The sequence below is a fragment of the Aquimarina pacifica genome (assembly GCF_000520955.1).
Classification (GTDB): Bacteria; Bacteroidota; Bacteroidia; order Flavobacteriales; family Flavobacteriaceae; genus Aquimarina; species Aquimarina pacifica.
Window position 1 is genome coordinate 15,559 of record NZ_JACC01000057.1, and the last position, 14,731, is coordinate 30,289.

The 14,731-nt window shown below is 34.4% G+C and carries 8 protein-coding genes; 6 read left to right on the forward strand and 2 right to left on the reverse strand.

The window, feature by feature from the left end:
- Positions 1 to 63 precede the first annotated feature (63 nt).
- Positions 64 to 1,020 carry a PorP/SprF family type IX secretion system membrane protein gene (locus tag DZ60_RS0120520; RefSeq protein WP_025743898.1) on the forward strand — a complete coding sequence of 319 codons (957 nt, stop codon included), beginning with the start codon at positions 64 to 66 and terminating at the stop codon, positions 1,018 to 1,020.
- A 233-nt stretch (positions 1,021 to 1,253) separates the two neighbouring features.
- The gene (locus tag DZ60_RS0120525; RefSeq protein WP_025743899.1) at positions 1,254 to 6,266 is read left to right on the forward strand and encodes a T9SS type A sorting domain-containing protein; all 5,013 of its coding nucleotides are present in this window, start codon (positions 1,254 to 1,256) and stop codon (positions 6,264 to 6,266) included.
- 111 nt (positions 6,267 to 6,377) lie between these two features.
- Here DZ60_RS0120525 and DZ60_RS0120530 read toward each other — a convergent pair whose 3' ends face one another.
- Positions 6,378 to 6,776 carry a hypothetical protein gene (locus DZ60_RS0120530; RefSeq protein WP_025743900.1) on the reverse strand — a complete coding sequence of 133 codons (399 nt, stop codon included), beginning with the start codon at positions 6,774 to 6,776 and terminating at the stop codon, positions 6,378 to 6,380.
- A 59-nt stretch (positions 6,777 to 6,835) separates the two neighbouring features.
- A complete protein-coding gene (locus tag DZ60_RS0120535; RefSeq protein ID WP_025743901.1) occupies positions 6,836 to 7,990 on the reverse strand; it encodes a DNA polymerase III subunit in 1,155 nt (384 codons plus the stop codon).
- A gap of 237 nt (positions 7,991 to 8,227) precedes the next feature.
- On the opposite strand from DZ60_RS0120535, the gene DZ60_RS0120545 reads away from it, so the two are divergent.
- The 4 genes from DZ60_RS0120545 (at position 8,228) to DZ60_RS0120560 (ending at position 14,622) form a co-directional block, all read left to right on the forward strand.
- Positions 8,228 to 9,415 (forward strand): phosphoglycerate kinase, encoded by a 1,188-nt coding sequence (locus DZ60_RS0120545; RefSeq protein WP_025743903.1) that lies wholly within the window; start codon positions 8,228 to 8,230, stop codon positions 9,413 to 9,415.
- A gap of 227 nt (positions 9,416 to 9,642) precedes the next feature.
- Positions 9,643 to 11,295: a lytic transglycosylase domain-containing protein gene (locus tag DZ60_RS0120550; protein WP_241448770.1), complete on the forward strand. Its 1,653-nt coding sequence runs from the start codon at positions 9,643 to 9,645 to the stop codon at positions 11,293 to 11,295.
- 18 nt (positions 11,296 to 11,313) lie between these two features.
- The gene (locus DZ60_RS0120555) at positions 11,314 to 12,294 is read left to right on the forward strand and encodes a DUF4837 family protein (protein ID WP_025743905.1); all 981 of its coding nucleotides are present in this window, start codon (positions 11,314 to 11,316) and stop codon (positions 12,292 to 12,294) included.
- Positions 12,295 to 12,495: 201 nt separating this feature from the next.
- Positions 12,496 to 14,622, forward strand: a complete 2,127-nt coding sequence (locus DZ60_RS0120560) for a Tex family protein (protein WP_025743906.1) — start codon at positions 12,496 to 12,498, stop codon at positions 14,620 to 14,622.
- Positions 14,623 to 14,731: the final 109 nt, after the last annotated feature.

Consider the following 14,731-nt stretch of genomic DNA (forward strand, 5'->3'; position numbering starts at 1 on the left):
AAAGATGGATAGGCCGAAAGGCATTGATAGAGAAAATTAATGATCTGTAATTTTTAATAGTAAATGAAAAAATATATTGTCATAGTAAGTCTGTTTGTAAGCTATTGTACTTTTGCTCAAGAGTTTTTTGCTCCTGTTCAAAATCAATATATAGCAGACAACCCCTATTTGATATCTTCTGCCTACGCGGGTATCGGTGATTGCTGGCAGATTAGAGGTTCTGGTTTTGAGCAATGGGTAAGCATAGAAGATTCTCCCGGGACTCAATCATTGTCTATTGATGGTCGTATATCTGATCGATCAGGTATTGGTGCGGTATTGTTTAATGATCAAAATGGTTTTACGACTCAAAAGGGAGTTCAGTTGTCTTTTGCACACCATTTGACCATAAGTGAATATAACAATCAATATTTCTCGTTTGGATTAAGTTATAAATTTACCCAGTTTGGTATTGATACTTCAGAATTTAACAATGGAGATCCTGATAATTTTTTCAATCCTGGATTGGCAAGTATATCTGTAAATGACTCTAATTTTGATATTGCAATGTTATATCGTTTAGGGCGTTTCTTTTTGAGTGCTAATGCGGTCAATTTATTACAGAAACAGATTGATGATTTTAATCCTACAGAGCCTTCTCAAATTCAGAATTATTATATTTATTCTGGGTATACGTTTTATCACCGATTTAGTAATATTGAAGTTGAGCCTTCAGTGTTATACCAAAATTTCCCTAGTGATGGTCGTTCTACTACAGATCTTAACCTTAAAGTTCGAAAAATGCATAGAGGAGATTATTACTGGTTGGGAATAAGTCTTAGATCTTTGGTAGATCAAGATTTTAAACCACTTTCTGTATCTCCTATGATTGGATTTAAAAAGGCTAATTTTTATTTTGCTTATGGATATCAAGTTAATGTAAATGAGGTACTAGAACCAAGTACTGCGGCAGGATCTCACATGATCACTGTAGGACTTGATTTCGGTTGTCGTCAAAGTAATTGTGGTTGTACATATTAAATTACTCTAAAATATATATTAGTAATCCTGCTTTTTTAAAAAGCAGGATTTTTTTTGTCTAATACTAAAATTTTGGCTGTTATAAATTTGATTTTGGGCATCATAATTATAAGGTTCATAAGTTTTTTAATTTTTCTGTTGAGTTTAAGGTAACCTTGTGTCCTTTTATGGCACTAATAAATGAATAAGAAATTAATCAGTGAATAAACGACTATACTCAAATCTAACTTACAATGAAATATTTTTTACGCTCCTATTGGCTTCTACAAGTATTTATTATTTTTTTATATACCAATTCCTTTGGCCAAGTGCCTTTTTCCTCTGTGCCTAATAGTAATTTAAGTATTCGAGGAGATCTTAAGGTAATTGGTAATACTATTGTTGGGTTGGATCAACAAATACTCGAAACAAATTGCAGTACTTGTGCAGTAGTCGGTGCAGTTGGGTCGGATTTTTGTACGTTATACACTCCTAATGATAATTATAATGGTAATTGTTCTAATAACAGAAAAACCTTTGGGTATATTGATATAGATAGTGATCCAACCACATTCAGTTCTAGTTCTGCTGATTTTATTGTTTCTGGTGGTTGTCAAAAAATTGCGTATGCAGGATTATACTGGTCCGCTTCCTATTTTGTAGAGAAGGATATAGATGGTAACGTTAAATATGATAATCTAGCACTACCCGATAATCGACCAGATTTTAGAACTATTAAAATCAAACCCCCAGGAAGTAATGAGTACGTAACTATTACTCAAGATCAAACTGATGTTATTTATGATGGATACCGCAATACTATCACAAATTCTGAAGATGTTGCAGTTAAAGATATACCTTATGTCTGCTATGCTGATGTTACAAGTATACTAGAATCTGTAGATAATCCTTCTGGAACTTATACAGTTGCAAATATGAGAGCTGCAACTGGTGAAGCTTCTGAAAACACAAATGGTATATCCGGAGGATGGGTTTTGGCAATTATCTATGAAGATCCATCACTATCAGCTAAGTATATCAGCACTAATAATGGATATTTGAACAATCAGCCTTGTACTACCCCTAACTTAGATTGTTTAAAGGAATTTACATATGAAGGGTTTAAAACACTACCTGCACCATTACCTGTTAACGCTAGGTATGCCATTGCTGGATTAGAGGGAGATTTTCCTTATGCAGGAGATGTATTTCAAATACAAAGACCCGATGGCAACATTGAAGATGTTTTTACCTCCCCAGCAAATCCATTAGGTAATTTTTTTGATAGCTCAATTTCTACAGATGGTCAGCATGTTACTACAAGAAATCCTGCTTCACAAAATACACTAGGTTTTGATATTGACATTTTTGATATTCCTAATTCTGGAAATAGTATTATTGGAAATGATCAGACGTCAGCGACGTTTTATACTACTTCAACAGGAGATGCTTTTAGTGTTTTTTTTAATGCCTTTTGTATAGAAGTTATTGCTCCAGAATTAACTGTAACCAAACGAGTATTAGATGAGAATGGTATTGATATTACGGGAGAATCCGTAAATTTTGCAGATCAGTTATTTTACGAATTAACAGTAGAAAATCAAGGTAATGAAGATGTTATTAATGCTAGTATTAGAGATATTCTTCCAGATAATGTTGATTTTATACAGAATAGTTTTTGGGTAAGTGATTCAGGTATAATTGCTACAATAGACAATACAGGAAGGCAGATAGATATCGTTATAAATGATGAGTTGATTGTAGAAGCTGGAGGTAGTTATACTATCCGATTCGGAGTTCAGGTAGTGGCAAGTTGTGCAGGTTTGTTAGATGCTTGCTCAAATGAGATAAGAAATGTAGCAGTATGCACTTATACTGGTCTTGAGTCGGGTATTACTCGTTCGGGTGAAGAAAGTATTTTGGATCAAGATTTATGTAGTAATGATATTATTGGTTCTTCTAATGTATTGATCAATGATGGTGTTTGCTTTAGTGAAGTGCAATCAGCATTTATATGTTCTGGAGCTATTGATCTTATGGCAGGTACTGGATTTTCTAGTTATCAATGGGTAGAACAAAGCAAACCTGATCTAGTAATAGGAACAGATCAGATTCTAAATGTAAATAAAGAGGGAATATACCAAGTAACCAAAACAGGGGGTTCTAATTGTCAAGATGGTGTAGAGATATTTGAAGTAAGCTCTTTTGGTGATGTAAACAATCCCATTATTGATATTGTAGCTAATTTAGAAAGTAATACTAATGTATCCGGAAATACGGATCGTATATGTGCCATAAATGGAGAAGTATTACCAGAGCTTTTTTTATGTGGTTCTGAGACTGCTTTGACTATGGACTTAGATTTTGTAACAGGAACAATTATAGAATGGCAGCGACTGGCACCTTCTGCTTGTGCATCGATAATAAGAGACCCTAATTGTGCAACTTCCTTTATAGATGGAGGTGCTTGTGAGAATGATTGGGTCGCAATAGGAACTGGCACTAATTTTACAGTTACACAAGCAGGAGAATATAGAGTTAATGTAACTATTGATGGTGGTTGTATTGTTCAATTTTACTTTAATGTATTTAAAGATGCTTTTGAACCTGAATTAGAGGTAATAGATAATATTTTGTGTGGGGGAGAAGGAGCAATGCACGTGTCAAATTCATCAGACCAATATGAATATCAATTGGTCTCTCCTTCGGGAGTTCCTACAGCATATCAGGTATCAGCAATATTCACAGGGCTTACAGAAGCAGGGATATATTCAGTAAACGTGCGTCAAAATAATAGTTCAACAACACCATGTATTTTTCAGGACACGACTACTTTGATTGATTCAGAAATGAATATGAGCATTACTTCTAGACAGCCAACCTGTTTTGATGAATTGGGTGCAATTGATGTTGAAGTAATGAGTTCGCAAATGAGTTATACGTATACAATTACAAGCACAACAACTGCATTTACCGCAACAACTGGTACTACCTCTATGTCTAGTTATTCATTTACGGATCTTAGCCCGGATACGTATATTATAGAAGTACTATCTGCTGATGGGGCTTGTACGGATACACAAACAATTACTATAGATTCGCCTCCAGAACTATTGGCTTTTATAAACTTGGTAAAAGATTTAAGTTGCAACCCTAATTATCAACCGGATCCAACCCTTAATGATCCATCAAACCCAAATTATGATCCGACAGCATTACCATACGATCCAAATCCTATTAGCGCTATTTATGAAGTTATAGTTTCTGGGGGATCGGGTAATTATGCATTTAATGACCAAATAAACTTTTTGGGAACTAGCCTAGAGCCTATTTCAGGAAGTGAATATAGGTTTATAACAAGTACTGATGGCAACCATCCTGTATTTGTTGAAGATGTAGATACCAATTGTACTATTTTTGCAGGCAGTGTAGACATAAGTTCGTATGATGCCATCACAATCGACGCACATATAGAAACCGAAGCTTCTTGTAACGGAGAACCTGCAATTATTAAGGTTATCGCTGGTTCAGGAACACCCCCTTACACATATATGCTCAATAATGAGATAGTCGCGGGACCAACTAATGATATTGTTCAGTCTTTTTCTGTTGACCCAGTAACAAGTTATAATGTGTCAGTATCAGATGCAGTTGGCTGTAGTTCAAAGGTTTTAGTGATAACACCAAAAGAAGTGCATCCAATTCTTACAGATATCATCGTTACTCAACTTACTTCCTTTACATCAGGAAGTATCGAGATTAATGCAACAGGAGGAACACCTCCGTATAGCTATAGTTTAAATAATGGTGTGACATCAACATTAAATGTTTTTGTTAATCTGTCAGCGGGTAACTACACTGTGTATGTAGAAGATAGTAATGGATGTATAGTTTCTGTAGACGTTATTATTAATCCTTTTATTGAGGAACTCTCAGTTTCTTTAGATACAAGTTCATTAGAAGTTATGTGTTTTGGTGATGCCACAGCTACAATTGACGCCATTGTAACTGGTGGCTCCGAAGAATACTCATTTCTTCTTACGGGGGTGGATTTTTTAGGAAATGATATTACACTTGGACCTGTAACACAAAGTAATTTTGATTTTCTTTCGGCAGGTATCTATCAGTATACCGTGTCAGATTCAGAATCAAGAACTGCAGCTATTGATTTTCAGGTAACGCAACCCTTAGAACTAGTAACTTCTGCAATAGTGACGAATACTACATGTAGCCAATCTGCAAATGGATCAATAACTGTTACAACAACAGGAGGAATACCTCCATATTTTTATTCATTAACAAATGCTAGTACAGAAGAGGTTTTGGAGGTTGCTCAAGATTTTGTGGGAACATATACTTTTAGTAATCTTACCACAGGAGTATTTGCTGTAGAAGTAACAGATAGTTATAATTGCTTGGTGACAACCCAAGAACTTACCGTGGTTGAGCCAACTCCTATTGATACCGATATTACTATTGAGCCATTAACAGTCAACAATGATGCTATAGTTACCATAATAGCATCAGGAGGGAATAATAATTTCATGTATGAAGTGCTAGATACTTCTTCGGCTATAATTATTCCTTTACAAGCTAGTAATATAATAACCTTAGATACTGCAGGAAACTACATTGTTAGAGTGCAAGATATGAATGGTTGTGAAGCATTACGAGAATTTACTATTCAGCCTTTAGAGCAACACCCAATATCAAATTACGCAGAAGAAATTTTCATTTGTACATTAACAGGACAAAGCTATCCTAGTATTTCTATTGAAGATGAAGAAGGAGCGCCTTTAGCGATTTCTGCTATCGATGGTGCTACCATTGTATGGCAGAAACTAGATGATATAATGTGCACAATCGAGCTAGAAGATGATTGTCCTACAGAAGATTCTAGTTGTAGCTCTAGCTGGTTTGATATTGCAATAGGTAACAGTTGCAATGTGATCGAAGAAGGCCAATATCGTATTGTAGTAAGTTTTGTTACAAAAAACAGTAGTGATACTCAGATTTATTATTTTAAAGCAGAAAAAGAATCACTTGCTATCAATCAAGATTTTGCAATGTATCCAAACCCAGGAAAAAATAGGATATATGTTAATGCTGAGGTGAATCAGATACAGGTTTTTGATGCAGTTGGTAAACAAGTACTTATCACAGATCAAAAATCGTATAGCATTGCAGATTTAAGAAATGGTGTATACTTTGCCAGGATTGAAACAGAAGAAGGAGAAGAACATATCGTAAAACTCATAAAAGAGTAGTGCAGCCTTATAATAAGTAATTACCATTCAGAGTAGCTACTAGTGCGAATAAAAAGGAAGAATAGCTAGATACAGCTACTCTTCCTTTTTATTGTAATTAGTTGCTCAAGATTATTGTACAGCAATATACAATCCAAAAATAGCGACAATAAAGTAACAAGTAATTGTTAAAGCTCCTGCGTAATCTTTTGCTATTCTTTGTCCAAAAAGAAGCATAATTAATGTTAAACAGGCTAAAAACATCGCTATGATTGTATAGAATGTTTTGTTATCAACAATGAGTTGATATATTCCGATGATACAACAGATAGCAGTAACCATTTCAATGATTAGAATAGTTGCAAGTAGTATAGGAACCATATTTCGCATAAAAGTAGCTGCAAAGTGTTCTTTGAGCCAACCAAGATTGCCTTGCCAGTCTGATATCTTATCAATACCCGATTGTAAAAAAGTAACTAGTAGAAAAATTAGAATTGTAATTGATACAATATGAGTTATAAAATTATCCATGTAATGAGTTTAGTGTGTTCAAATATAGGATAAGATTCGGGATTATTTCAATTTACTAATTATTGACTTTTTTTATGAAGCAACCGTGTAAGTTTTATAGATAGATCAGTAAGAATGATTTTTGCATTTCCGTTACGTTCTATGTGATATGCAGCTTCCTGAAGTTCATTACAAATATCTATAATATTTGCTCCATGAATAAAGGGAGCAAAATTCTTAAGCTTAAAACCTTGAGTTCTGGGTTCGAGAAACACCAATTCTTCGACACCATAATTAAGAAGCATTGCTTGTCTAAAAAAATCGATACAATAGTTCAAGAATTTTTTTTGCGTTTCTCTACCGGTCGTAGCAATTGATTCGCTCCATGCGATTAAATCGTTAATGGCTGCTTTGTTTCCTTTGGCTTTAAATGCTGTACGCACCCAGTCAATAAACCAATCCTCGAATTGGTCATCACCACCATCATGATGCAATAAATGTAGTGCTTTACTATAATCTCCATTAGATTGATGCGCAATTTTTTGAGCATCACTTTCTGGGACATTATCTTTTTCAATAAGGGCTTCTTTAATTACTTGTTCTCCTAGAGGAGGAAAATGTAATATTTGGCACCTTGATCGTATGGTTTGGATTAGTTGTTCTTCATCTTCTGTAATTAATATAAAAATTGTCTTGTCGGGAGGTTCCTCTATTAACTTTAGTAATTTGTTCGAGGCGGCAATGTTCATTTTATCTGCCATCCAAATAAGCATAATTTTATATCCGCCTTCATAGCTTTTCAGCGAAAGTTTTTTTACAATCTCTAAAGCCTCATCGACTCCTATTTGCCCTTGCTTTTTTTCGATCCCCAAAGATAGGTACCAGTCAAAAATACTTCCATACGGGTTTTCATTAATAAAAGTTCTCCACTCCTCTGCAAAGTGGTCAGATCTCGCATGTTTTTTTACTTTGTCGTTAGTAGCAACTGGATATACAAAATGAAGATCTGGATGCGCTAAATGATCAAATTTGATATTACATGCCTGGTTACCACCAGTGTTTTCACCCTGCTGATTTTGACATAAAATATATTGGGCATAAGCAATGGCCATGGGTAAGGTTCCGCTTCCATTGGGCCCCACAAAAAGTTGAGCATGAGGAATTCTATTGCCGTCTGCGCTTGTTGTCAAATGATTTTTGACATGTGTAAGACCTAAAATGTTCGAAAAAAGCATAGGCAAATATAAAAAGAACTATGAGGAGCCAAGTATGATTTAAGAATTTATGCAATTTAAACTGCGAAGTCAAAGGTCTCTTAACTGTATGCTATCATTTTTTTATGGAAATCGTGTTTTTTCTAAAAATTTGATAAAAGTGAAACCTGTTATTTTATTTCAGGCAATTTTTCTATTAGATTTCAGTGTTTTTAACGAAATAGAATTATTTTCGTTTCGAAAAATCAATACAGCAACATGAAGACAATCAACGATTTTAATTTTGAAAATAAAAAAGCATTAATTCGAGTAGATTTTAATGTGCCACTTAACGAAGGTTTTGAAGTAACAGACACAACCAGAATTGAAGCTGCGAAGCCCACTATCATTAAAGTTTTAGAAGATGGAGGAAGTGCAGTTTTGATGTCTCATTTAGGAAGACCAAAAGGAGTACAAGATGAGTTTTCTTTGCAACATATAGCAGCAACAGTTTCTAATATTCTTGGGGTGCAGGTTACATTTGTTTCTGATTGCGTGGGGCCCGAAGCAGAAGCTGCTGTAGACGCTTTAAATCCAGGAGAAGTTTTATTGTTAGAAAACCTTAGATTTTACTCAGAAGAAACTCAAGGAGATGTTGGTTTTGCAGAAAAATTATCGAAATTAGGAGATATCTATATAAATGATGCTTTTGGTACGGCACACCGAGCACATGCATCTACAACTATTGTAGCACAATTTTTTTCGGGAAGTAAATGTTTTGGAAGTTTACTTGCAAAGGAAATAGAGAGTATTGATAAAGTACTAAGTAGTGGTCAGAAACCCGTGACGGCTGTTTTGGGAGGATCAAAAGTATCTTCAAAAATTACGATAATAGAAAACATTTTGGACAAAGTTGATCACCTAATTATCGGTGGTGGGATGACGTATACTTTTGTAAAAGCACAAGGAGGTCAAATAGGGGACTCTATTTGCGAAGATGATAAACAAGAGCTTGCATTAGAGATTCTTAAAAAAGCCGAAGCCAAAGGAGTAAAAATTCATTTACCAGTTGATGTATTGGGAGCTGATGATTTTAATAACAATGCAAATACCAAAGTTGTTGATGTTACTGCAATACCAGAAGGTTGGCAAGGATTAGATGCGGGTCCTAACACAATCAGTAATTTTCATGATGTCATTATGCAATCAAAAACAATTTTATGGAACGGTCCTTTAGGAGTTTTTGAAATGGAAAATTTTGCTAAAGGAACTATAGCATTAGGACACTCAATAGCAGAAGCAACAGAAAAAGGGGCGTTTTCACTTGTAGGAGGAGGAGATTCTGTAGCTGCCGTAAAACAGTTTGGTTTCGGAGATAAAGTAAGTTATGTTTCTACCGGTGGAGGAGCAATGCTTGAAAGTCTTGAAGGTAAATCTCTACCTGGAATAGAAGCTATTAAAAGTTAGTGCAAAGCTAGAAGTTTATGAAAAAAAGGCATATTTCATAGATAGAGCATAAGAAAACCGGCTAAATTGACCGGTTTTCTTATGTTTTAACTACTTGATTTTTTGCAGATTATAAAAAAAATGCGATTTTCGCTTCACGATTACTGATATTCAGTAAAATAATACTAAATAAACAAATTATTAGTTTAATTTGTTACGATATCAATAACTTAAATATTTCCTGAACTATGAGTAGAGGTTTTTGTAACATGAATAATCATCATATCATTTTTCTTTGTTTTCTGATGGTTTCATTTTTGGCACTAGCACAAGAAACGCCACAAGAACAATCAAATCAGACATCTACGAAACAGATAGAACGTACAGAGCAAGTAAAATTACAACAAAATATAGTTCGTGTTATTGACACAACAAAGGTGGTTAGTTCTAGTATTGAACTAGGGACAAGTACACTTACTTCAACAAAGGTTAAGGATAGCGTGGCTTATGTTGCAAAAGATTATCCTAAATTGGCAGATTTGGATGCCAAATGGAAACAAGAATTATATAACTCAAGCCTTTTTGATACCATTTATAATTCGGTTACTACTTTAGAATACCAACCCGTTGAATACGTAGACCTTCCTACAGATACATTAAAAGCTAGATTAAAAGAATTAAATGCTCGTACTCCTTTTAATGTAGAATATAACGCTTCATTAGAAAGTGTTATTAAGAATTACCTGAAAAATAGGCATGAACAACTAGAACGTTTAATGGGATTAAGTGAATTTTACTTCCCTTTATTCGAACAAGAATTAGATAACCAAAATATTCCGTTAGAAATAAAATATCTAGCAATCGTTGAGTCGGCACTAAATCCGAGAGCAAAATCAAGGGTAGGTGCTACAGGGCTATGGCAATTCATGTTCGGAACAGGTAAAATGTTTGGTCTCGAAGTAAGTTCATATGTAGATGAGCGAATGGATCCAATTATGGCAACAAAATCAGCCTGCAAATATTTATCAAATTTATACAAGATATTTGGTGATTGGGATCTGGCATTGGCATCTTATAATTCGGGCCCAGGAAACGTAACAAAAGCTATTCGTAGAAGCGGAGGACGTAAAAATTATTGGAATATTAGACATAATCTTCCTAGAGAAACGGCTGGATATCTACCCGCCTTTTTGGCAACAATGTATATTTTTGAATTTGCAGACAAGCATAATTTTAGACCTAGAAAACCAGAATTTGCCTATTTTGAGACAGATACTATTCGAGTAAAACAAATGATCTCATTAGATCAGGTTTCTAAGTTTATCAATATCGATATCAAAGAACTAGAGTTTTTGAACCCATCCTATAAATTAGGCATCATTCCTTTTATTAAAGATGAAGATTATGTCCTTAGACTGCCTCTAGAAAAAATAGGTCTTTTTGTAGCTAATGAGGATCAAATCTATGGATTGGCTAAGACTGAATTAGCCGCTAGAGAAAAACAACTCCCTAAATTTGTTGAAGCAAATGATAGAATTCGATATAGAGTTCGTAGTGGTGATTATTTAGGAAAAATTGCCAAAAAGTTTGGTGTAGGTATTAGCCAAATTAAGAGATGGAATAGTCTGCGAAGTAATAATTTGAGGATCGGACAACGACTAACCATATATCCAAGAAGACCCGTGGTACGTTCCTCTAGTAAAACAGTGACCCCTAAAAAGACAGAGCCTAAAGCATTGATTGCAAGTAGTTCGGAGATGTATACTGTGAAATCTGGAGATACTTTATGGAGTATCTCTCAGAAATTTAAAGGTGTTTCGGTCGAAAATCTTAGAAATTGGAACGATATTAGCGGTAGTGGTATAAAACCAGGTATGAGGCTGAAACTTTCAAAACCATAACCGTAATTAATGTCGTTTATGAAAAAATTAGTAGTTGTTATGCTTACTGTTTTATGTACAGTGAGTTGCACTAAAGAAAAAAAGCAAAAAAACAAGAGCTATGATGCAATGGCTCATTCTGTTGGGCAAATTAATGAACTCTCAATAGTTATTGACAATGATCTCTGGAAAGGGAAGGTGGGAGACACTATTCGTAAATATTTTGGTGCAGAAGTTCCTGGGTTACCTCAAGAAGAACCACTTTTTTCTATGAGACAAATGCCAGAAAATGCATTTTCTGGAATGACCCGAAAGAGTAGAACATTTCTTTGGATTAAGAAAAGTAAAAAAAATGCATATGGGATGCTTACCAATAAATTTGCAACTCCTCAATTGGGTGTGGTGATTTCTGGATCAGATGATGAATATATAATTGAGCAACTTAGAAAAAAACATGAAACGATCATTTCAGAGTTTAAGGCAACAGAAATAACTGAAAAGCAAAGAAGAATAAAAAAGTCGTTAGAAAGGATTCCTCAATTAAGCGAAAAACTAGGGATCACTTTGGACATTCCTACTGCATATCGTATAGCTAAAGAAGAAGAAAAGTTTTTTTGGATACGTAAAAATATTCCGCAAGGAGGCATGAACCTTATGATTTATGAACTCCCTTTAGACGCTATTACTAAAGATTCTAATACGGTAGCTAGTATTATAAAAATGCGAGACTCTATAGGCAAGATAAAGATTCCTACAGAGGTAGGTCATTTTATGACAGAAGAAGCTTACGCACCTTACTTATATGAGACTACATTAGACAAAAACTTTGCTTTTGAAACCAAAGGGACTTGGGAGGTAAAGGATAGATTTATGGCAGGACCTTTTGTTAATTATGCGATAGAAGATAAGGCCAATAATCGATTACTGGTACTAGAAGGTTTTGTTTTTGCTCCTTCAGTTAATAAAAGAGATAATATGTTCGAACTTGAAGCAATAATGAAATCCGTAAAATTTAATTAGATTAAAGATTCTATTTAAGTTTTTAGTCGAATTCATATAAAATATATTCTAACCGTCCAGTCTTTAAAAACTGGACGGTTTTTTTATAAATTATTTACTTTACATGATAAACTCATATTGACAATTAGAAAATCTATTTCGGTTTTGGACAACTTCGAATGAGTTCATTATATTTAGCGATTCTAAAAAATTACATAGCTGATGAGTATCGTTTCTTTTATTGCAAAACAAATTCCAGTTTCAGAAAAACAAATAAGCAAAACAATTGAGTTATTAAGTGATGGTGCTACTGTGCCTTTTATTTCGCGATATCGAAAAGAGATGACCGGTAATCTCGATGAGGTTGCTATTGGTGAGATTGTAAAGTATAAAACAGCTTATGATGCTTTGCATAAAAGAAAAGAAAGTATTCTTACAGCAATTAAGGAACAGGAAGCATTAACACCCGAATTAGAAAAGAAAATTTTGGCAGCCCAAACAATGACATTGTTAGAGGATTTGTATTTGCCCTATAAAAAGAAAAGAAAAACCCGAGCAGTTGTTGCAAAAGAGCAGGGGTTAGAACCTCTAGCAAAGATTATTATGCAACAAAAGGAGGAAGAACTTCTTTTTGTAGCTTCTCAGTATATTAATGATACGATTACAACAGAAGAACTTGCATTGCAAGGGGCTCGTGATATTATTGCAGAATGGGTAAATGAAGACGAAAAAATTCGAAATAAACTGCGAAGACTATACCAGCGAAAAGCAACAATTACTTCGACAGTAATTAAGACAAAAAAAGACGATGAAAATGCTCAGAAATATCAACAATATTTTGATTGGGAAGAACCATTAAGCAAGTGTCCATCGCATAGATTATTGGCAATTTTAAGAGCAGAAAAAGAAAAATATGTAAGAGTAAAAATTACCGTTCCAGAAAATGATGCATTAGATGGTATTGATGATGTAGTAATAAAAACCAATGTAGAGTCATGTACTGATCAAATATTCTTGGCAACTGCTGATGCATACAAAAGACTATTAGCACCTGCAATCGCTACAGAGGTATTGAAACAAGCCAAAGAAAAAGCAGATGACAAGGCGATTACTGTTTTTGCCCAAAACTTAAAGCAGTTATTATTAGCCTCACCCCTCGGTCAAAAAAGGATACTTGCATTAGATCCGGGTTTTAAATCAGGTTGCAAATTGGTCTGTCTGGATCAACAAGGAGGATTATTACATAATGAAAATATTTATCCGCACCCACCACAACGAGAAATAACGAATGCAATTAAAAAGGTAAAGTCATTAGTAAATGCTTATAAGATTGAAGCAATTGCTATAGGAAACGGAACCGCCGCTAGAGAAACAGAGGCATTCGTAAAAAAAATACCTTTTGAGAATCCGATACAAGTATTCATGGTTAATGAAAGTGGTGCATCTATTTACTCTGCTTCTAAAGTTGCAAGGGCAGAATTTCCCAATTATGATGTAACAGTTCGTGGAGCTGTATCTATAGGAAGAAGGTTGGCAGATCCATTAGCCGAATTAGTAAAGATTGATGCAAAATCTATAGGAGTAGGGCAATATCAGCATGATGTGGATCAGATTAAACTAAAGAATGAATTAGACACAGTTGTGATGAGTTGTGTAAACAGTGTAGGGATTAATGTTAATACAGCGAGTGTATCTTTATTAAGTTATGTTTCGGGTATTGGAGAAAAACTTGCAGAGAACATTATCTCATATCGATCCAAGAATGGTGCATTACAATCTCGAGAAGAGTTAAAAAAAGTGCCTCGACTAGGAGGAAAAGCCTATGAACAAGCGGCAGCTTTTTTACGTATTACAAGTCCTAAAAACCCGCTAGACAATTCTGCTGTTCACCCAGAACGGTATAAGCTTGTTGCAAAAATGTCAAAGGATACAGGTGTTGCATTACCATCGCTTATTGGTAATAAAGAGGCAATTTCAAAAATAAACTTACAAAATTATGTTACTAGCGAAGTAGGGCTTCCTACCTTAAATGATATCATAAAAGAACTAGAAAAACCAGGAGTTGATCCTAGAAAAAAAGTAATGGTTTTTGAATTTGATCCAAATGTAAAAACAATTGACGATGTCCGATCAGGAATGAAACTACCAGGAATAGTGAACAACATTACTAATTTTGGTTGTTTTGTAGATATAGGAATAAAAGAAAGTGGCTTAATTCATATTTCTAAATTGGCGAATGAATTTATTAGCGACCCCAATGCAATTGTTCGTCTAAACCAACATCTTATGGTTACCGTGATATACGTAGATATACAACGCAAAAGAATTCAGTTATCTTTGATAGATTAATGGCGAAGTTGTAAATGGACAAGACATAATTATAATAAAAAACCCCAACACATTTGTGTTAGGGTTTTTATATATTCTTGATGTCTTGTCCTGAAATAGCGTTACAATT

Coding starts and splice junctions, on each gene's coding strand:
- DZ60_RS0120520 (WP_025743898.1), top strand. CDS start 64: ATGAAAAAATATATTGTCATAGTAAGTCTGTTTGTAAGCTATTGTACT.
- DZ60_RS0120525 (WP_025743899.1), top strand. CDS start 1,254: ATGAAATATTTTTTACGCTCCTATTGGCTTCTACAAGTATTTATTATT.
- DZ60_RS0120530 (WP_025743900.1), bottom strand. CDS start 6,776: ATGGATAATTTTATAACTCATATTGTATCAATTACAATTCTAATTTTT.
- DZ60_RS0120535 (WP_025743901.1), bottom strand. CDS start 7,990: ATGCTTTTTTCGAACATTTTAGGTCTTACACATGTCAAAAATCATTTG.
- DZ60_RS0120545 (WP_025743903.1), top strand. CDS start 8,228: ATGAAGACAATCAACGATTTTAATTTTGAAAATAAAAAAGCATTAATT.
- DZ60_RS0120550 (WP_241448770.1), top strand. CDS start 9,643: ATGAGTAGAGGTTTTTGTAACATGAATAATCATCATATCATTTTTCTT.
- DZ60_RS0120555 (WP_025743905.1), top strand. CDS start 11,314: ATGAAAAAATTAGTAGTTGTTATGCTTACTGTTTTATGTACAGTGAGT.
- DZ60_RS0120560 (WP_025743906.1), top strand. CDS start 12,496: ATGAGTATCGTTTCTTTTATTGCAAAACAAATTCCAGTTTCAGAAAAA.